This is a genomic window from Reichenbachiella sp. MALMAid0571, from assembly GCF_040151475.1.
Taxonomy (GTDB): Bacteria; Bacteroidota; Bacteroidia; order Cytophagales; family Cyclobacteriaceae; genus CAXBNB01.
Genome location: NZ_JBDKWG010000110.1, coordinates 1 through 20,182 on the forward strand (window position 1 = coordinate 1; position 20,182 = coordinate 20,182).

Below are 20,182 nucleotides of genomic sequence, written 5' to 3' on the forward strand. Positions count from 1 at the left end.
CAGTCCGGTTTAGCGCAAAAACAGGAAAAAAAACCAAAACCAAAACCGTATTCGAAAAAGGGACGATCAAAATCTAATTTTAGGTTCTGAAAATTGAATTTTTTACTCTCCTGATTATTGAAAGTCCGACAGACTCCTAGATGATGAATTGTGAAGTAATTGTTGGGCTTTGACCAAAATAATAAGCCTTGTAATAACTATTAGCTACCAGTAAAACTGGTTGGTTTTCTATGCACTTTTTTAGAAATAATTTGATAGATCAAGCCTGTTGTTTTTCATGCAATTCAGGATATAGATTGTCAATTGACAAATCTCGTCTTTGCCCAAGTATATTGACAACATCAAATTTCTCAACGTTTTTACGAATCCATCTTTTAACCGCCAAATTAAAGAAATATTCTTCAGCAAGCATCGCAATTGGATCCATGTATGATCCAACAAAATATGGAATCTCGGTTATAACAATACCATCTTTCATATAAGAATTTTCGCAATCGTGTTCACTTCCTATGCAAAGTATCGTTACTTGATGCCCTTGCTCGATCATAGTATGACTCATATTCCATACTTGTCCGTTAATCCCATCCACGCAACTCCATGGAAGACATTTACATACGAATAAAATATTCATTTCTTCTTTCATAATTTCTATAATTTTAAGTGTTTGTAACAGAGTTCATAAGTATCAATACAAGAACTTAACTATCTATATTTATAAGTTCTTCTTTGGCTGTAGTTATATCCGGAGTAATCTCCATTCGATCCGCTCATTTTTAAGATTATTCTTCCTGAGTAGGTAGGTTGTAGATTTCTCATTCCCAGCCCTACTCCTATCCCAAGAGATCTGGAAATCATTAGATCTGAAAATACAGAAGGTGTGATGGCTAAAAATTTATCATTCACTGTTCCGGTACGCAAGTTGAAATTGACGTTAATGTGCTCAGTTTGAATAAAGGAAATACCTATGTAAAAACCATAGAATTTTTCTTCCATCAATCTGTTTGAAGCATATTCTCCGCTATTGGAAGTCATTGACTTTTGGTAAAATCCACCTAATTCCATGTCTCCCAGATAACTTGGAAATACAACACCTATCGAATGCCCCAGCTTGGGAGACATTTTAGTTTTTTCTATGTAAGTGGTTGCTTTTATTCCTTGCCCATTGCTATAGGTTGCTACTGCTAAAATCAAAATGATGACAGGTAATAGTTTTACTATTAATATCATCGCTGTATAAAATTTGGTATCGGTTTTCATGACATCTTTATTTGTTTGAAACATTTAAATTATGATTCAAAGGTCATGTTTTGAACAATCCTATTTATGAGCAATTTTCTGAAATTGACAAAATAGGAAATTTACCTAACCAAAAAAGGATATAAATGAAGGGTAAATCTGGTATAAAATTCATGAGATAATTACGCAAAAAATACCTGTTTAAGGCATTTTTCGTAACTATTGCATTATTTCCAAATTAGATTATAGATAATCTGAGGTAACTAATATTTGAAAAGTGGAAGGAGGTTAATGAATAAATCTGGGAGTGTAATTACCCCTGCATTTTCATTATTAGGGGTTCAGACGATGCGTCATCAACAAATAGGTGTCCATTTTCTCCTTGTGTATGAACAATATCAAACGTTTCAACATTTTCATTCACCCATTTTTTAACAGCTGCGTTGAAAAAATAATTTGCGGCTAATTTAGATATGGACTCTATATAAGACCCTAATAAATAAGGAATTTCAGTAATAACAATACCCTCTTTTATATGAGAATTCTCACACCCTGTTTCACTTCCGACACAAAGTATTGTTACGTCATGCCCTTTTTCTACAAGATGACGACTAATATCCCACGTATCTGGATCAATGCCTTCTTCACATCGCCAGGGAATACATTTACATACAAATAAAATATTGCTTTTTCCGGATATATCAGACTTTCTTTTAAAATGGAACATTTTGGACGTATGGGTTACGTGTTTAGAAAAAGTATCAATTAGACATAAGACATCAATTCAGCACGGGGCTTTTCGCCAAAATAATAGTGACTATTGATAAAACCAGAATCAATATGCCTACGAAAGGAAACCTTAGTATTTTCACTTGCCATGCTTCTTTAATTGATTTGTCTTGGGTATTCATGTTTACGTTGTTTGGTATTTCTACAACGTAAAACTAGAGCAATACCCCACATATTTTTCTAAAATACGACAAGCTGTAAGAAACCGTCGACGACTGGTTCTTAAGTGTAGATATAGGAAATGATTGTGGAGAACTAAAGCTTATTGGATGGTAAATTCCACTCGCCGGTTTCTTCTTCTTGAAATCACATTGTCATTGCTGGCAATGGGTTTTGTACCACCATAACCCTGTCCTGAGATTCTGCCTTCTTGTATTCCGTTTAATACTAAATATTTTTTCACCGTTTCCACCCGATCGTAAGACAATTTAAGATTGAGGGCTGCTTTTCCCTGATTATCAGTATGACCTGCCAAAAATATATTAATATCCTGATGTTCTTTCATCATTTCAACAACCAAATCGAGTTCTCTTTCCGAACCTTGTACCAAAACCGGTTTTCCTTGTTCAAATAAAACATGCTGTAGTTCGATGGTATTTCCCTTAGTAAGAGGTTCGAGTAAAAATTCATCAGTCACATCATCTTTTACATCTTCAATCGTAACCAGTTGTTTTAAGCTCAGGTATTCACTGGATTGAATTTTTGTTTCGAAACCCAGACTCTCTTTTAATTGAACATCAAAACGACCTGTGTTATCTGATATAGCATTGTAAACAATACCTTCAGGATCGCTTACAAATTCCACACGGGCACCCTCTACAGCTTTCTTTGTCTTTTTATCAAGTATCACTCCTGAAAATTTAATCAGTCCCGGAATTACCTTTTCTTCTACAATCAACACTGTGTCCTCTATCACCACTTCAGGCACAATATCGGGTTTTATCTTCACCCTTTTTAAATCTCCATAACCATCACTATTTTGGGTGCTCACCAGATACGCATATTCTGCTTCTTCTCTAAATACAAAAGAAAGTTCCTGACCTTTGGTATTTACTTTCGACCCCAGATTAACTGGCTCAGTCCAATTCAACCATGTATCATCGAGCCTCTGAGCCATAAAAATATCGAAGCTCCCTTCTCCTCCTCTGCCATTCGATGCAAAAAACATCGTTTTGTTATCTGCCGCTAAAAATGGTGTCATTTCTTGAAACGGACTATTGACCATTGCTCCTAAGTTCTTTGGGCTAGTCCAATCTCCATCACCCTTCAACTTACACATATACAAATCTTCCACTCCATAAGTACCATGAGATTCCATTCCAAAAAGCAAGTAACGACCATCAGAGGAAATACATCCACTGACATGATTTGATTTGTTTTTAAAATATGGGATTTCAATTTCTGTAGGTTTCAACCATTTGCCATTATAATTATATGCAAAGGAAATTCCTTTTGGAGAATGTAAGAGCATGGCCTTTCCATGATCCATAAACCCTAATATTCTATTGGCTGATTTGTCGTTGAGTGATTCTCCCAAATTAACGGCATCTGTCCATCCTCCTGATGATGTCATTTCACTTACCCAAACATCTCCTTCATCGTCTTTGCCTCCGACATTTTGAGGATGATTTTTTCGAGTAAAAAAAACTCTCTTTCCATCAGGGCTGATTACCACATTGGACTCATAGTACGGAGAATTCACATTAGACCCTAATGAGGTCTGCTTGCTAAATATCTCTATCTGAGCGAATAATGGAGACGTGAAAAGGATAAAGGAAAAAAGAAGAATTATTTTATTCATATCAACAAGTATCTGAATTGGTAAAACAACAAAAATGGTGCTACTATTATTGTAATCCAACCCGAATCAAAAAATTAAAAGAGATAAAATTATATGGGAGGGTATGTTATTTTGAAGACAAAATAGAATTATACTAATAATAATTATAACTTTATCTTTTTAATTTGAAGGAAAATTTCTATAATTGTATTGCATATAAAGAATTATAGATTCTTTGTATGGTTATTAATTCAAATAGTAGGTTTAGCTCTTGTCCCGTTTTGATGTGTCAAAACGGGATTTTTCTTTTATTCTAATAAGTCATAAATGAGGTTATGAATTCTTGGCCTTATATTCATCTCATATAACTTCCTATTGTTTCTGGTAGGATAAACCCTATTAGAGAGAAATATATACAACAACTGATTTTCCGGATCTGCCCATACGATAGCTCCTGTATAGCCTGAATGGCCATAACTCGCAGGGCTGGCAACTCTTGCCACGCTACTTTTGAGACTATCATACTCTATCAACGGCTTGTCAAAACCAAGTCCTCTCCTATTGTCTTCATCGCAAAATTGGCACCTGGTAAACTCGTCGATAGTTGCATTAGAGATGTACTGTTTCCCACCGTAATTACCTCCATTCAGGTACATCTGCCATAGTTTTGCCAAATCATTGGCACTGCTAAACAGACCTGCGTTACCAGAAACTCCCTGCATCATAGATGCTCCTTCGTCATGTACTGTTCCATGAACTTGTTCCATTCTGAAAAAATCATCCGTTTCTGTAGGAATAATCCTTTCTTTATTGAACTTATTGGCAGGATTAAAACACAAAGTGGTAGCACCAAGCTCGTTGAAAAAATGATTGTATAAATAGTCATCATATTTTTCACCAGTCAGATTATAGACGATCTCAGGATAAAGATAAAATGACAACCCTGAATATACATACCCGGGCTCTTCATTCAGTTTAGAGTTTCTGATCATCTTATATATTTTCTTCTCCTTATAATCCTTATGCAAAAAATAAGAAGATGATGCAATCCTTGTTGGAAACCTCTTTGAAGAATCTTGCTTGATACTATTCCATCTGTATTTTCCGTTATTTTTTCTAGACGCCAAATAATAAGTGATGTAAGGCTTCAATCTGGCATTATGAGCCAGTACCTCTCTGACTAAAAGGTCTTTCTTATTTCCATGCTCAAAATCAGGCCAATAAGTAGAGAACTTCACATCCAGATTGAATAAACCTTCGTCGTACAGCTTCATCAATGCTGTGGTAGCTCCTGATACTTTCGAAATAGAAGCCATGTCATAAATATCTGTATTTTCCACCTTGTGCACCATATCATAGGTGTGGTATCCAAAAGATTTTTGGTAAAAAACAATTCCATTTTTGGCCATTAGAATCTGACATCCGGGAAAAGCCATAGAATCAATGGCTTCCTTTACGATATGAGTTACACCACTATCAAGCAGGTAAGAAGATACGCCAACCTCTTCAGGTATTGAATACTTCATACGATTGAACTTATCGGTGGTCAACCCATAGTTCTCCTGAAATTCAATGTTACTGTCTTCATTCTTAAGTTTTCCCGTCAATCCTATACCACCAAAAACAGATTGTACAGCCAAATCAAAACTCAAATCATTGTGTTTGGGAGCATAAATAACAGATGAAGCTAAATCAAATAATTCCAATTGATTAACAATAGGATTTATGGATTGCACTATCAAAACTACTTTAGTACTTTTCTTTAGCCTCTTCAAACCTGAAATAAGCAGTTCCATTTGATTTTTATAAGTCGCACCTGTAGAATCTATACCCACAATCAGTAAATTATTCCATTGAGGTTGAATATTGAATACCGCATTTGCTTCAATACTGTATGATTCCTTATAAGAATCAATTCTTGTTTGAAACAGCTTCTTAGTCTCTGTCAAACCCAAAAAGACAGATCCAATTTTTAATGAGTCAAGTCTTCTAAGGGGCAACAAATCTTCAGTGTTTTTTAATAATACCAATGATTCTTCGACTTCTTGTCGCTCAACCAATGCCAAACTATCAAAAGATGATCCGTATGATTGCCATTGCGCTAATATAAAAAGTAGTAACAGGCAATATCTATATTTTATATTTTTCACTGCACGTATTTGTTTAACTTCAAAGAAAAGGAATCAGAAATCTCATGTAAAAGTAGTCAGAGTCTTTATAATTAACCAACCACTCTAATTTGACAATGCAATGTCAATTTTATAAGGAAAGAAATCAAATTAAATATTCCAAATAGATTCCGAGACGATCTCCAAAGAAAATATTCGCTCCCAAGATCAATAATATTACGACACTAATTTGTATTTCTTCACATAAACAGTAAATTTGCAATCCGAAAAAATTAATAACAAGAAAATTCATGGCAAACCATAAATCGGCTTTAAAAAGAATCAGGTCAAACGGTGCAAAACAATTAAGAAACAAGTACCAACATAAGACTACCAGAACTTTTGTCAAAAGGCTAAAAGAAACCACAGACAAGAAAGAAGCTGAAGAACTACTTCTTAAAGTAACTTCAATGATAGACAAGTTGGCTAAAAACAACATTATTCATAAAAACAAAGCCAGCAATCAAAAGTCTAAGTTGACTAAAAGAGTAGCAGCTCTTTAAGTTGAAATTTAAATCATAAGATAAGTGCCTTTCCAAAATTGGGAAGGCTTTTTTTGTTTATACACATTCCTATTCCTTTCTATAAAATTACTTTTAGGATCAGTATCTGCCTATTTATAGGATTATTTCCTATATTGAGAGTAGAATGAATTACCCAAGCAATCTATCTATAAGGAATTGGGCTGAAGAAGACAGGCCAAGAGAGAAGCTCCTAATGAAAGGCAAGGCTGCACTATCGGAAGCTGAGTTGATTGCGATTCTGCTAGGTTCCGGCACCCGATCAATAAGTGCAGTAGAACTGGCTAAACAACTACTTTCAGCAGTAGATAATGATTTAAACAAATTGGCCATGTTGTCGGTTAAAGAATTGATTAAATTCAACGGTATTGGAGAAGCAAAAGCCATAAATATCATCAGTGCGTTAGAGATTGGCCGCAGAAGAAAAGACACTCTATATCAGGAGCAACCAAAAATCCAAAGTTCCAAACAAATCTATGAGCTTATGAAACCGGAATTACTGGATTTGGATCATGAAGAATTTTGGGTAGTTTTTCTCAATAGAACCAATAAGGTATTGAAAAAAGAACAATGCAGTTCCGGAGGTATTTCTGGCACAGTGGTTGACTCCAGATTAATATATAAAAAGGCCATAGAAGAACGGGCTTGCTCTATCATCCTTGTCCACAATCATCCATCGGGAAACCTGAAACCCAGTCAGGCAGACATTGATTTGACTAAAAAAATGAAAGATTCAGGCAAAATATTAGACATTCCTGTTTTAGATCATATCATATTTGCTAACAATGGTTACTTTAGTTTTACAGACGAATCTATATTGTAAGAATGTCTAAAAAAATAATATTTCCACTTATTGCTGTTTTAGTTGCAGCTTTCATCTACTTCTCCCAATCGGGAGGTGAGTCTGTAGAGCAGTACAGTGAAAAAATAGAACTGGCCAGAACTGAGAAGGAGGAGTTTATGAAAACTTCCAGTGAATCACCTTTTAAAAATTCTACAAGTGAGTTTGAAGGGTTGAACTACTTCCCTCCCAATATGGAATATAAAGTAAAAGCCAAGATCGAACACATAGAGACAAAAGCCTATATGGATCTGGCTACATCTACAGGGCAGTCCGAAAAATATTTAAAATATGCGTATGCCAAATTTGAGCTAAAGGGTCAGGAGATGAAATTGTTGCTACTAAAAAAAGTAAGCGGCGGAAAAAAAGAGCCAATTTTTACAGCATTTGCAGATGACTCTAGTGGAAAATCCACCTATGGTGGTGGCAGGTATCTGGATCTGTCTTTCAAAAATGCCACACGTATAGAATTAGATTTTAACCTGGCATACAATCCTTACTGTGCTTACAACGATAGTTTCAGTTGCCCTTTTCCTCCAGCCGAAAACATACTTCCTGTATCAATAGAAGCAGGTGAAAAGTCTTACCATTAGCAATGAATCATCCTTTTATTCCCAATCACTACCTGACAACTGTAACTCTCTTTTTCTCTCGTCAAATTCTATTTCGTATTGACTGAATTTTTCCTTACCCATCACATCAAGCAGTCTCAACACCACACTTTCCGCATAATTGATAAGATTCATTTTGAAGCACTGGTCTATATATAAAGAAATCATCTTTTCTGAATACCGATTTACTTCAATTGCTTCGAGTAAAATATCGTAACTCTTTTGCATGTCATTTCCAGTACCATTATAATAAACTACCGATGATTCAACTGCCGACTCCATAAATGAATTGTCATAGCCAAGAGACTCATAGATGGCATTAGCCAATTCAGTTTTTTGCTCAGCCTCCAGTTGTTTTGCTTTCTTTATTTTCGAAGAAATATTAGCCTCTTCTGCCCTTACTTTTTGCTTAATATCAATACTACTCATTGCTTTCATCAATTCTTCATCAGGTGCTTTACCTTCCTGTCTCATTAGATTTAGTTTTTCTGAAGCCAACTCTGTTTCACCAAGTTTTAGATATGACATCAATAGGTAACATTCACTTAAATCACTTTTCCTTTCATCATCCAGATCAAAATAGTCAACTGCGAGTTTTGCAGCCCCCTGTTGCAAACTCCAAATACCAGCCAGAGTGCTATAGTATCCCGAAATACTACTACTGTGCATGAGATTCGACAATATTTCAAATGCATTATTGACTTTACCCAAAGCATAAGAATTAATTGCTTTCAAGAATAATAGCCTTTCCTGATACTCTCCATTATTTTCATCTGCCAAGTAAGCATTTAGCATCTCCAATACCCGAAGGTTAGGTTGGGCATAAGATGCAATCGCCAGATTATTGACATAGGCATAAGTAATTAAGTTCAGTTTTGTAGAACCAATTCCTACTATGGACATAGATTCCGAACGATTCACATCCATCACTTTATTGGCAATGAGATTTGCATTAATATCAAACCGATCATTTTCTGTCAATGAAGCTTTTGACACGAAATCATTGTAATTAAGCCTCTTTTCTGCACATACACTGAGTAAATTAGATAATATCACCTCCTTTTTAAACCCTTGAGAAGACAGATCTGTCAGGTAAAATATAGTAGAATCCACAACATTGGTTTTACTATATAACAATGCAAGATTATTCTTCAAAAGAGAGCTTTTTGGATATTTCTCCAACCCATCCTGATAGGCAAACAAAGCATCAAAGAATTTATTATGTCTTTCATATTCGACACCAAGATTCACAAAAGCATATTCGGAAGGCTGTTTTTCAGTTGCATTTTTAAAAGCCATTATTTTCTTCTGTGGATCATCTCTTAAAAACCCAAGATTGTAATTAGCCTTATGGTTGTTCACTCCATATCTGGAGCTTTCATGATACATAGCTGTTGCCGCTGTGGTATTATCATTCTGAATGTACAAATCTCCAATGCCATTATAAAATGCTGCAATGCCCTGAAACCTGGCTACCTGATTTGATGAAAAATAGAGAGCCGCCACTACTATCAATCCGGCAAGCCTCGATGTGAAATAAGGGAAATTGTCTTCCTTGAATGCTATTTTATAAACAGCCAGGTTTTTCATCATATAATTGATAAAATTGGCAATGATATAAATGAAGAACATGGAACCAAATCCAATATGTCCAAACACAATAGCATCCTCAACAACTTCCAATGCCACATCATTGGACTGATAAAACTGAAATCCTATGAAGGAAAAACAACATATCAACAATCCGCAATATAAAAATGCGGTATAAGGATAAAATGGCAATATACCTTGGTACAAAATTTCTCTGTTTTTCATACCCCAAAAACCTATAATCGAAGAAATGACCAACAAAAAGAAAGCATTGATATAATATATATCCCACTCAATAAAACCTGAATTATGCATCTGAATTAAGCCCAGATTTAAAAGATATACCAGTGACAAAACCACAAAGTGTTTCGTGTTACTGGTATTCAATTGTGAGGAACTGTCTGTCGTCACTCTTAATATGGCATAAATCACCTCATGTGACACCAAAAAGACAAACACGATGGAAACAGCAATAACAGATATAAAACTATAGTTGGCAATGTAAAGAAAGGGAGTGGATACGCCTGAAAAGAAATATATGAAAGCTGTCACTATCAGGGTTAATACTAAGAAAGACAAGAACCTTAATTTGATTCCAGCACCCTCTCTGAACGCATTGAAGTAATAACTCACTATGACGTACGCTAAAAACACACCGATAGTAATAGTCTGATCATAAAAGCCAAATAGGCCCAATAATTCCAGCCTTAGGCTAATAATCAAAACCATGAGTAAACCGACTGATACCAAGTACCAAAACTTCCCAAGATAAGTTGATATCGTAATACAGATCAAAAGGCCTAGTACTACCAACCCCAGATATATATAGCTGGCAATGGAATTCAATACCATTTCACTTCCAATAAACTTTTGATCCACAAGAAAAAGCTGCGCATTGAAATCTAACAAGCTCCCAAGTTGAGAATAGCCTTCTAAAGCTGAATCCAAAGACTTCAGGCTACTATTCACCAACCAATCCATTGACAAATCATACCCCATAAATAAGAAGGTACAGAAAGCAACAAGCATGAGCAATATCAAGGCGATCAAGGATTTATAATAAATCTTATATTCCTGATCCCAACTATCCCAATAAAATTTAAATTTCATGATTTTGTTCTATGTGTAATGAACTGACCTAAGTGAACAGATTTTGAATGCTAAATTAGAGAATCTTAAAATATATCCGGGAGCAATAGCATCCATTTAATCTGACATGACAGTGAAGTAATCATTCCGGCAACAACTCTTTCCAAGACCTGGAAAAACAATTCACTTTCAATGTTTTCCCAATACTGTAGAAAAATATACATTATATTAACACAATTTATGTACTTTAGCTTTATTTGAGGTTTCATACCTTATAGACAATGGGTTGACCTACTCATTGAATCAATTTATACAAAAACAAAAATTATTTCAGAAAACAAGCATTAGTTATGGTTAAGAAAAAAATCAGAATGGGAATGATCGGTGGAGGTCATGGTTCTTTTATTGGAATTTTACATCGGGTAGCTGCCTATATGGGCGAAGACTACAACCTGGTAGGCGGAGCATTTGATTTCGATTACGACAGGGCTAAGCTATTCGCAGAAGAATTGGAATTGGATCTCTCCAGGGTTTATGAAAACATTGATGTGTTTATCGAAAAGGAACTGGCTCTTGATAAAGACACAAGAATAGAAGTAGTGGTGATTGTGACTCCTAACTTCCTCCACTATTCTATGGCTAAAAAACTTATTGAAGCAGGATTTAACGTTATCTGTGAAAAACCGGTAACAACCACTTCAGCAGAAGCTCTTGATCTGGAAGCATTGGTTGAGAAAAACAAGGTAGTATTTGCATTAACTCATACATACACGGGCTACCCTATGGTACGCCAAATGAAAACCATGATTGCCAAAGGAATCATTGGCAAGATTCAAAAAATTGATGCTCAATATTATCAGGGATGGATCAATCCGGTAATCCATGACAAAAATGAAAGAAGCAAAGTATGGAGACTGGATCCTGCAAAAGCTGGTATCAGTAGCTGTATGGGAGATATAGGAGTGCATGCATTCAATATGATAGAATATACCACTGGTATGAAAGTAAAAAAAGTACTTTCGGATCTCAGCACCTTGTATGAAGACAATGCACTGGATGTTGATGGCACTGTATTGTTGCGAATGAATGATGATGTAAGAGGTGTAATTCGATCAAGCCAAATAGCCACCGGCGAGGAAAACAATTTGCAAATAGCCGTATATGGTACCAAAGGAGGTTTCAAATGGGAACAAGAAAATCCAAATTACCTCTACTACTTTAAAGAAGGTGAACCATATCAGGTATTGAAACCAGGTAACCCTTACAATGGAGACTTTGCTCAGGAAAGCACAAAAATGGCACCAGGACACCCGGAAGGAATTTTCGATTCTATGGGAAATATCTATAAAGGTACAGCCAGAGCAATCAGAAAAGAATCCAACATTCATGAAGGTAGTTTCCCTACAATCAACGATGGGGTCAGAGGCATGCAATTTATTGAAGCAACTGTTGCCTCTTCTCAAAATGGAAACGTTTGGACAGAAATCTCCTGATGCCGATATCAATAAAAGCATTAGGATTCAATTAGATATGGCTTTATCCTCGCTATATTTACTGTCTATTCCAATACTCACTAATTTAAATACTAACTATACAATCACAAATATGATCTCCGTTCTGAAAATGGGCGGGATCATATTGCTTTAACCCAACCAAAGAAAATCAAAAAGTATATTGTGCAGTCGCTGATTGGTTTATTTTCAAAATACACCCACGGATTATTAAATGGTTAAAACAAAAACATATATGAACACTATTTTTTTAAAAAAAACTTGTCTGTTTGGCAGGCAACTGATGCTTTTTTCCTTGATAGCATTGATTAGTATTTCATGCTCTCAACCTCCTGGAGGAGAAAAAAAGGTATTGGTGTTTTCCAAAACATCAGGATTCAGACATTCTTCTATTGCTGCAGGAATCGAAGCAATCAAGAAGTTAGGCAGCCAGCACAATTTTGCAGTTGACGCAACTGAAGATGCATCCTGGTTCAATGAAGACAATTTGAAAAACTATAGTGCCGTTATTTTTCTAAATACCACAGGCGATGTATTTGACTACTACCAACAAGCTGACTTTGAAAGATACATACAAGCCGGAGGTGGATTTGTAGGTATCCATGCTGCCACTGACACAGAATACGAATGGCCATGGTATGGAAGATTGGTTGGAGCTTACTTTAACGGGCATCCTGCTGTACAAAAAGCTACAATAAATGTAAATCACTCTCACAAACACCCTGCCCTGGAAGGAATTCCTGAATCTTTTACCAAAGAAGATGAATTCTATAATTTCAAAAATATCAACCCAAATCTAAACGTGTTGATGACCATAGATGAAAACTCCTATAAAGGAGGAACCAATGGAGACAACCATCCGGTCACATGGTATCATGACTATGACGGTGGCCGTGCATTTTATACAGAATTTGGGCACACCGACCAAACTTACGTTAATCCTGAATTTCTAAAAATAGTTTTGGGAGGAATCAATTATGCCATGGGCAATGGAGTATTGAATTACTCAAAAGCCACCAGCGACAGAGTTCCAGAAGAAAACAGATTCGTTCAGACTGTACTGGCAGAAAGTATGGACGAACCTATGGAAATGGATGTCTTAGACAGGTACAGCTTGATAATTGTAGAAAGAAAAGGCGCAGTAAGAGTATTTAACACCTTGCAAAACAAGCTCAAAACCATTGCTACCATACCTGTTTATACCGGACAAGAAGATGGATTGCTTGGTGTGGCAGTAGATCCTGACTATAAAAATAACCACTGGATTTATATGATCTATTCCCCTCCGGGTGACGAACCAAAGCAGAACGTTTCCAGGTTTGTATTTGACGGCAAAAATCTCGACATGGAGTCAGAAAAGATTGTACTGGAGATTGCCACACAACGTGATGAATGCTGCCACTCAGGAGGCTCTCTGGAATTCGACGCTCAAGGCAATTTGTACATTTCAGTCGGAGATGATACCAATCCGTTCAAATCCAATGGCTATGCCCCTATAGATGAAAGCCCCGGCAGAAGTGCCTGGGATGCTCAGAAATCCTCGGCAAACACCAACGATTTAAGGGGGAAAATTTTACGGATAAAGCCGGAAGCTGATGGCTCGTACAGCATTCCCGAAGGAAACCTTTTCCCTCCGGGAACTCCCAAAACCCGTCCGGAAATTTATGTAATGGGATGTAGAAATCCATACAGGATTTCGATTGACAAAGAAAGAGGCTATCTATACTGGGGTGATGTAGGGCCAGATGCCGGCAAAAACGATTCACTTAGAGGACCTAAAGGTCATGATGAAATAAATCAGGCAAGACATGCCGGATTCTGGGGATGGCCATTTACCCGAGGCGACAACAAAGCCTACTATGATTATGATTTTGAAAACAAAACAAGTGGTAAACAATTCAATCCACAAGCACTGATCAACGATTCACCTTACAATACTGGTAAAAGGGAATTGCCTCCGGCACAACCTTCATTTATTTGGTATGGTTACGACAAATCTGAAGAGTTTCCATGGGTAGGAACAGGAGGAAGAACAGCCATGGCTGGGCCTGTATTCTACAGCCACCATTTCTTGAATGCAAGAAATGCATTTCCTGATTATTTTGATGGAAAATTGTTCGCTTATGAGTGGATCAGAAACTGGATTTATATCATTACTACCGATGAAGAAGGCAACTACATGAAAGCAGAACCCTTTATTCCAAACACTAAACTGATACACACCAGCGACATGGTTTTCGGGCACGATGGTAGTTTGTATCTATTAGAGTATGGAGACAAGTGGTTCAAACAAAATGCAGATTCCAGGCTCAGCAAAATAGAATATGTAAGCGGCAACCGTAAACCAATTGCCAGAATAACAACCGACAAACAGGCTGGAGGAGTTCCGCTCAAGGTACGTTTCTCTGCTGCGAATTCTGAGGATTATGACAAAGATTCACTCACCTATCAATGGAGCTTCACAGGAGAAAACGGTGTAGAATCTGTAGAACAAAATCCTTCTTTTATCTTTAAAACACAGGGGAAATATAAGGTAACACTTACCGTAACAGACACTGAAGGCAATGCATCTGGAACCACTCAGGAAATTCAGGCTGGCAATACACCTCCTGAAGTACGTATAGTTCTCGACGACACTACTTCACTTTACAAAGACTATGGACGAATGAAATATAAAGTAGTGGTAACCGACAAAGAAGATGGCAGTACTGAAGATGGTTCGATCAAACCTTCTGACATCTTGGTTACGTTCCACTACATCCCTCAGGGTAAAGACATGACTCTTGCAGCGCAAGGACATCAAATCAAACAAATTCCTGAAGGCAAAGTATTGATGGATGGATCGGACTGTAAAGCCTGCCATGCCATAGACAAAAAAGTAAACGGCCCGGCACTTATGGAAATAGCTAAGAAATACACCAAATCGGATACTGATTATCTGGTAAAAAAAGTCTTAAACGGAGGCTCTGGTGTTTGGGGGGAAACTGTGATGTCGGCACACCCTCAACTTGCAGAAGCTGATGTACAAAAAATGGTAGAGTACATCCTTAGTCTTAATGAGGTTCAGCCTAAAAATAAAAATCAACTTGCTGCTGAAGGAGTTGTAAAATTTACTCAGCATTTAGGAGATGATAAAACCGGCATCTACTTGCTCAAAGCGAGCTATATTGACAAAGGAAATCAGAACATGGAACCTTTGTTTTCGAGTGATCAGGTGATTTGGAAGAAAGAGAACTCTAAAAAATAAGCTGTTAAGAGTTGACTGAAAGGTTGTAAAATGATTGGAGATTTTGCCTCAATCATTTTACAACATATGGATACTTCTCAACAAAGAATCTTTATTACCTCTGCTTATAGGTATGATTTTGTCTTTAATTAACAGATTAGAATCTTCAATATTCACTATTTTATCAAGGTTGATTATAAACGATCTGTGAACTTTTAGAAATTGACTATTCGACAGTTTAGTTTCGATATTCTTCATGGTAGAGTGAATAATAAAACTGTCATTTTCAGTTTTAAACACAGCATAATCTCCCTTGCTCTCAATCCATAGTATATCTTTCAAATTGATATTTATCAATTTTGAATTTACCTTCAGAAAAATATGAGTAAGTTCTCTCGATGGCTTTGACAATAAATTGAACTCAAGACGGCTAAGCTCTTCAAACTGATTGAAAGCAATTTGTATCGCAGTATCAATATCTTTAATGCTATAAGGTTTCAGTACAAAACCATAAGGTTTTTCCTCAATCGCCTTATGAATCAACTCGGTATCGTCAGCGTCTGATGATGTAAATATGAATGGAATATCATAATCTTCCTTGACCTTCCTTCCCAGTAAAATTCCATCCGACTTTGCATTTACACAAATATTAATAATAAGAAAATTTGGATTTCTCTCTTCTATCAATCTCAAAGCATCTTTTGTATTTGATGCTTCCCCCACTACCTGGTGATTTAAGTATTCCAAAATCTCACAAAGGTTTTCTACCACCTTTGGATCTTCTTCTACTATTACAATGTTTAGGTTTTTCATGGCTCTTGATTTTAAATATTTATGTAAAAATCAAGATTTCCAGGTACCAATAAATCCGTAAAATTCCTGATTTATAAAATTTAAGAATTTTACCTAGCCTCTTCATAAATCCAAACTCCTTCTGTTTATTGCTATTCATCATTCAAAACCCGTGAGTAATCTAAAATTTCAAGTCAGATGGATTTCTAATGCATACTTTTGTTCATATATCAATTTACAATACACCTTCAAAAGCTTTCAATGGCTGCTATGACTACATACATAAAAAACACAGTAATTTGTCTGACAATCGGAATACTACTTACCTCTTGTTTTGAAGAAACAATCATCCCTCCTGATGATTTAGCAACAGAAATTGTAGATTTTAATTTTGAAATCTCTCAAAACAATATCATTGATTTGAGTTTTAAAGATGCAGATGAGCAGCCTATAGCCCGTATTGGCATAGAAGTTTTAACTGATTTACCCGAAAACAATGGCTATGCACTTTTCACAGCTTTCACAGATTCTAATGGTGATATTAGCACTTCCATCAACTTACCTTCAAACCTGAATACACTGGTCTTAAAAATCAACCACACAGGAACGATAAAATACTTCTCTGTAGAACTTGAAAACGGAATATACCAACTGCATTACTACGGCGTGCTCTGATACGCTACTCCTGTTTAGTTCCTGTATATTTTTCTTATAATCCCGTCGAACAAAATAAATTACCAATTGAACAGAAATACCCATACCTTTGCCCCTTTAAAAAATATAACAATTAATGAAAAACGGAACAGTAAAGTTCTTCAATGAGGCCAAAGGATTTGGATTCATAAGCGAAGAAGATTCAAACAAAGAACATTTTGTACACATTTCTGGCCTAATTGATGAAATTAGAGAAGGAGACGAAGTAGAATTTGAGCTAACAGAAGGTAAAAAAGGATTGAATGCAGTAAACGTGAAAGTAATCTGATTTTTTCCGTTAACTTTTTTATTAAATGAGCCTGCCAATTTTGACAGGCTTTTTTCATATCCCTACCACAAAATCCAGCAAAATAAAAAAGGGGCTATTCGCCCCTTTTCCAACTCACCTGTCTAACAAATATCTGCCTTTACAATACTTTAATAACCAACTTAGAGCGCAAAGGCATTTTTACCGAAAACTATTTGTTATAGTATAACCAAATACCCAACCATCTATCATAGTCAGACATCCGGCTATAAAACCAATAATTAGCCCTGCACCCCTAAAAAAAAATCCTTTTTTTGAAAATACCTATCATACCATCTGTAACAGACTACACCCACAAAAGAAATATGAGCTATGCAGACTTTAGTTCTATAATAGTGATTTCGGGTAAAATTCCGATACGACCCGGATATCCAAGAAACCCAAATCCTCTGTTTACATACAGGTACTGATTCTTTTCCTGATACAGATCCGCCCATTGTTTATACAGATATTGAGATGGACTCCATCGAAAATCGCCTATTTCCACTCCAAACTGAAATCCATGTGTATGACCGGAAAGCGTCAAATCTATATCAGGTTGTGTTGGTCTTACTTGTGCATCCCAGTGGCTGGGATCGTGGCTCAGAAGAATTTTAACAGGGGCTTCTACATTTTGAGTTGCTTTTTCCAGGTTTCCATATTGAGCAAATTTCACTCCCCAGTTTTGAACACCTATTATCCCAAGCCTTTCTCCATCCACAGTGACATAACGATTTTCATCCAATAAAATATTCCACCCCATATTACGGTGTGTCTGAATAAGATCATCCAGATTTTTCTTTTTCTCCTGTGAAGAAGACCATTGAGCATAATCTCCATAGTCATGATTTCCCAAGGTGGAGAATACTCCCAAAGGAGCGTTCAATTTTTCAAAAATATTGACATAGTCTTTGACTTCACTGCTTACATTGTTGACAAGGTCTCCCGTAAAAAATATCACATCCGGTTTTTCACTTTGAAGCATCTCTATGCCACCCTTCACGGCAGTTTTGTTATAAAAACTTCCACTGTGGATATCAGACAACTGAGCCATCCTAATCCCATCAAATGCCTTTGGCAGATTTGGAAGTGTGATTGTGCGCCTTCTTACCCTATAATCATAAGCTCCTGAAATGATGCCATAGCTAAAGATTGTAGCCGGAACAGCTCCTGCTATCAAAGCTACTTTGGATAAAAATTCGGATCTGGGAATACCATTTGGGCTAGAAGTATCGGGCACACCACTATGCACAATACCATTATATGCCCACTGACCAAAGCGAACAATATCATCTATGAAAACAAAAAAGACTGCAACAAATTTCGATACAAAATTGATTGCTACCATAGATACAAAAATTGATCTGGCAAAATGATATTTTGCTGAATCAAGAGAATAGAAAGCAAACACAGCTAAAAACGTAAAGGCTGTCAAAGACCAATAAGAGATGTAAGCAGCTTTCCTATAGCTTGGAATCGTATTTTCTACTACAACTTTTACTGCCTGAAAAACATAAATATCCAAAAGGAAATAAAATAGAAGAAGGAAAAATAAAAATGGAGCCCTATGCATTTGGTGAAACTATTTGGATTTGAACTTTAAAAACATTTTACAAGTTTTATAGAACGTTGAAAATATTATTCAGTTTGGATAAGTCGAAAAAATAGTTCTTTGCACTTATTTCGAATTGTCCACAGATAATTGTGCATTGAAAAATGGCTGATTAAATTGCAGCCTCAATACTTACGGATGGAAGCCAATAACATAGAAATAACTACAGATATCACGAAAAGTCTCACTTCGTTTTTGGAGAACAATTCCTATTCTTCAATTGCGCTATTGTGTGATGAAAACACCTATGAGCTTTGTTTACCAAAAATAATTGACTGCCTGCCCGAACATTGGCTGATCCAAATAGAAAGTGGCGAAGAAAACAAGAATATCGATACCTGCCAGCAAATATGGATGGCTCTGACAGAAGGTGGTTTTGACCGTAGTGCATTACTCATAAATCTTGGAGGAGGAGTCATTAGCGATATGGGAGGATTTGCGGCTTCTACCTACAAAAGAGGTATTGACTTTATCAATATACCCACTACTCTACTCTCACAGGTTGACGCCAGTGTTGGTGGTAAACTGGGCATTGATTTTTCACATTTTAAAAATCACATCGGCCTTTTCAACGAACCTGAGATGATATTTATTGACTCTGTTTTCTTTGACACTTTACCCGATAGGGAAATCCGATCCGGTTTTGCTGAAGTGATCAAGCATGGACTGATTGCAGATAGATTTTATTGGGAAAGTATTGCAGACATAAACCTAAAAACAAAAAACTGGAATACCGTAGTTGAAAGTTCCGTAGAAATAAAAAAGAAGGTGGTAAAAGCAGATCCTTTCGAAGCAGGACTGAGAAAAATCTTGAATTTTGGCCACACCATCGGACATGGCATTGAATCCACTTATCTGAACGCTCCTGAAGGTCGCCTATTGCATGGTGAAGCGATTGCAAAAGGAATGATTTGTGAAGCGTACCTCTCAACCAAAAAAACAGGGCTTTCGCAAAATGAACTTGACAGTATCTCCCAATACCTGCTGAAAATATTTGGTCACGGAAAAATAGAAGAAAACTATTTTGAGAATATTATCGAATTGATATATCAGGATAAGAAAAATAAAGGAAAAGTAATTAACAGTAGCTTACTCACGAAAATAGGAGAATGTGCTGTCAACATTCCGATTGGAGAACCCGACATAGTTGACAGTTTGTTTTATTACAACAACCTCCATAAAGCTATCAAATAAAGAGATTTTCGGGATTCAATTTTTCGTTTTCTTCAATATTCAGGTTATTGCTGATATCTTCTTTCTTTCTTGTTGCCACTTTTGGTTTTACAAACAAAAAAGTAAGAACTCCTGCAGCTGCTCCGATCAACAAACCCGAAATAATCTTACTTCCTCCCTTACTTTTTGTACTTTTTTTCATGTATATGTGAATTAGTTTTTAATACTTGCAGAGTTATGTTT

General features: G+C 36.3%; 17 protein-coding genes. 8 read left to right on the forward strand and 9 right to left on the reverse strand.

All coding sequences use genetic code 11. The annotated features are described in order from the left end of the window. Nucleotides 1-259 precede the first annotated feature (259 nt). The 5 genes from AAOP42_RS06150 to AAOP42_RS06170 form a co-directional block, all read right to left on the reverse strand. Nucleotides 260-643, reverse strand: coding sequence for a hypothetical protein (locus tag AAOP42_RS06150; protein ID WP_349527593.1), 384 nt, complete (start codon nt 641-643; stop codon nt 260-262). Between the two features lie 59 nt (nt 644-702). Then, on the reverse strand, nt 703-1,257 hold the full coding sequence (locus AAOP42_RS06155; protein ID WP_349527594.1) for a hypothetical protein: 555 nt from the start codon (nt 1,255-1,257) through the stop codon (nt 703-705). A gap of 292 nt (nt 1,258-1,549) precedes the next feature. Further along, complete coding sequence (locus tag AAOP42_RS06160; RefSeq protein WP_349527595.1) at nt 1,550-1,963, reverse strand: glycosyltransferase family protein; 414 nt, start codon at nt 1,961-1,963, stop codon at nt 1,550-1,552. 324 nt (nt 1,964-2,287) lie between these two features. Further along, nucleotides 2,288-3,826: an OmpA family protein gene (locus AAOP42_RS06165; protein WP_349527596.1), complete on the reverse strand. Its 1,539-nt coding sequence runs from the start codon at nt 3,824-3,826 to the stop codon at nt 2,288-2,290. Between the two features lie 287 nt (nt 3,827-4,113). Then, nucleotides 4,114-5,955 carry a serine hydrolase domain-containing protein gene (locus tag AAOP42_RS06170; protein ID WP_349527597.1) on the reverse strand — a complete coding sequence of 614 codons (1,842 nt, stop codon included), beginning with the start codon at nt 5,953-5,955 and terminating at the stop codon, nt 4,114-4,116. A 269-nt stretch (nt 5,956-6,224) separates the two neighbouring features. Between AAOP42_RS06170 and rpsT the strand changes: the two genes are divergently transcribed. The 3 genes from rpsT (at nt 6,225) to AAOP42_RS06185 (ending at nt 7,928) form a co-directional block, all read left to right on the forward strand. Next, nucleotides 6,225-6,476: a 30S ribosomal protein S20 gene (rpsT, locus tag AAOP42_RS06175; protein ID WP_349527598.1), complete on the forward strand. Its 252-nt coding sequence runs from the start codon at nt 6,225-6,227 to the stop codon at nt 6,474-6,476. A gap of 145 nt (nt 6,477-6,621) precedes the next feature. After that, nucleotides 6,622-7,317, forward strand: coding sequence for a RadC family protein (radC, locus tag AAOP42_RS06180; protein WP_349527599.1), 696 nt, complete (start codon nt 6,622-6,624; stop codon nt 7,315-7,317). A gap of 2 nt (nt 7,318-7,319) precedes the next feature. Beyond that, nucleotides 7,320-7,928 (forward strand): DUF1684 domain-containing protein, encoded by a 609-nt coding sequence (locus tag AAOP42_RS06185; RefSeq protein ID WP_349527600.1) that lies wholly within the window; start codon nt 7,320-7,322, stop codon nt 7,926-7,928. Between the two features lie 15 nt (nt 7,929-7,943). On the opposite strand, the gene AAOP42_RS06190 is transcribed toward AAOP42_RS06185, so the two are convergent. Beyond that, nucleotides 7,944-10,646: a tetratricopeptide repeat protein gene (locus AAOP42_RS06190; RefSeq protein WP_349527601.1), complete on the reverse strand. Its 2,703-nt coding sequence runs from the start codon at nt 10,644-10,646 to the stop codon at nt 7,944-7,946. 329 nt (nt 10,647-10,975) lie between these two features. Between AAOP42_RS06190 and AAOP42_RS06195 the strand changes: the two genes are divergently transcribed. After that, nucleotides 10,976-12,118, forward strand: coding sequence for a Gfo/Idh/MocA family protein (locus AAOP42_RS06195; protein ID WP_349527602.1), 1,143 nt, complete (start codon nt 10,976-10,978; stop codon nt 12,116-12,118). A gap of 253 nt (nt 12,119-12,371) precedes the next feature. After that, complete coding sequence (locus AAOP42_RS06200; protein WP_349527603.1) at nt 12,372-15,383, forward strand: ThuA domain-containing protein; 3,012 nt, start codon at nt 12,372-12,374, stop codon at nt 15,381-15,383. A 57-nt stretch (nt 15,384-15,440) separates the two neighbouring features. On the opposite strand, the gene AAOP42_RS06205 is transcribed toward AAOP42_RS06200, so the two are convergent. Further along, nucleotides 15,441-16,175: a LytR/AlgR family response regulator transcription factor gene (locus AAOP42_RS06205; protein ID WP_349527604.1), complete on the reverse strand. Its 735-nt coding sequence runs from the start codon at nt 16,173-16,175 to the stop codon at nt 15,441-15,443. A 249-nt stretch (nt 16,176-16,424) separates the two neighbouring features. On the opposite strand from AAOP42_RS06205, the gene AAOP42_RS06210 reads away from it, so the two are divergent. Further along, nucleotides 16,425-16,829 (forward strand): DUF8469 domain-containing protein, encoded by a 405-nt coding sequence (locus AAOP42_RS06210; protein ID WP_349527605.1) that lies wholly within the window; start codon nt 16,425-16,427, stop codon nt 16,827-16,829. Nucleotides 16,830-16,944: 115 nt separating this feature from the next. After that, a complete protein-coding gene (locus AAOP42_RS06215; protein WP_349527606.1) occupies nt 16,945-17,136 on the forward strand; it encodes a cold-shock protein in 192 nt (63 codons plus the stop codon). A 349-nt stretch (nt 17,137-17,485) separates the two neighbouring features. On the opposite strand, the gene AAOP42_RS06220 is transcribed toward AAOP42_RS06215, so the two are convergent. After that, nucleotides 17,486-18,727, reverse strand: a complete 1,242-nt coding sequence (locus tag AAOP42_RS06220; RefSeq protein WP_349527607.1) for a metallophosphoesterase — start codon at nt 18,725-18,727, stop codon at nt 17,486-17,488. Nucleotides 18,728-18,904: 177 nt separating this feature from the next. On the opposite strand from AAOP42_RS06220, the gene aroB reads away from it, so the two are divergent. Then, on the forward strand, nt 18,905-19,960 hold the full coding sequence (gene aroB, locus AAOP42_RS06225) for a 3-dehydroquinate synthase (protein WP_349527608.1): 1,056 nt from the start codon (nt 18,905-18,907) through the stop codon (nt 19,958-19,960). Here the strand turns inward: aroB and AAOP42_RS06230 are convergent. Beyond that, nucleotides 19,953-20,141: a hypothetical protein gene (locus AAOP42_RS06230; protein WP_349527609.1), complete on the reverse strand. Its 189-nt coding sequence runs from the start codon at nt 20,139-20,141 to the stop codon at nt 19,953-19,955. The two genes, aroB and AAOP42_RS06230, sit on opposite strands and share 8 nt — an antisense overlap. Between the last annotated feature and the right edge of the window lie 41 nt (nt 20,142-20,182).

Coding starts and splice junctions, on each gene's coding strand:
- AAOP42_RS06150 (WP_349527593.1), bottom strand. CDS start 643: ATGAAAGAAGAAATGAATATTTTATTCGTATGTAAATGTCTTCCATGG.
- AAOP42_RS06155 (WP_349527594.1), bottom strand. CDS start 1,257: ATGAAAACCGATACCAAATTTTATACAGCGATGATATTAATAGTAAAA.
- AAOP42_RS06160 (WP_349527595.1), bottom strand. CDS start 1,963: ATGTTCCATTTTAAAAGAAAGTCTGATATATCCGGAAAAAGCAATATT.
- AAOP42_RS06165 (WP_349527596.1), bottom strand. CDS start 3,826: ATGAATAAAATAATTCTTCTTTTTTCCTTTATCCTTTTCACGTCTCCA.
- rpsT (WP_349527598.1), top strand. CDS start 6,225: ATGGCAAACCATAAATCGGCTTTAAAAAGAATCAGGTCAAACGGTGCA.
- radC (WP_349527599.1), top strand. CDS start 6,622: ATGAATTACCCAAGCAATCTATCTATAAGGAATTGGGCTGAAGAAGAC.
- AAOP42_RS06185 (WP_349527600.1), top strand. CDS start 7,320: ATGTCTAAAAAAATAATATTTCCACTTATTGCTGTTTTAGTTGCAGCT.
- AAOP42_RS06190 (WP_349527601.1), bottom strand. CDS start 10,646: ATGAAATTTAAATTTTATTGGGATAGTTGGGATCAGGAATATAAGATT.
- AAOP42_RS06195 (WP_349527602.1), top strand. CDS start 10,976: ATGGTTAAGAAAAAAATCAGAATGGGAATGATCGGTGGAGGTCATGGT.
- AAOP42_RS06200 (WP_349527603.1), top strand. CDS start 12,372: ATGAACACTATTTTTTTAAAAAAAACTTGTCTGTTTGGCAGGCAACTG.
- AAOP42_RS06205 (WP_349527604.1), bottom strand. CDS start 16,175: ATGAAAAACCTAAACATTGTAATAGTAGAAGAAGATCCAAAGGTGGTA.
- AAOP42_RS06210 (WP_349527605.1), top strand. CDS start 16,425: ATGACTACATACATAAAAAACACAGTAATTTGTCTGACAATCGGAATA.
- AAOP42_RS06215 (WP_349527606.1), top strand. CDS start 16,945: ATGAAAAACGGAACAGTAAAGTTCTTCAATGAGGCCAAAGGATTTGGA.
- AAOP42_RS06220 (WP_349527607.1), bottom strand. CDS start 18,727: ATGCATAGGGCTCCATTTTTATTTTTCCTTCTTCTATTTTATTTCCTT.
- aroB (WP_349527608.1), top strand. CDS start 18,905: ATGGAAGCCAATAACATAGAAATAACTACAGATATCACGAAAAGTCTC.
- AAOP42_RS06230 (WP_349527609.1), bottom strand. CDS start 20,141: ATGAAAAAAAGTACAAAAAGTAAGGGAGGAAGTAAGATTATTTCGGGT.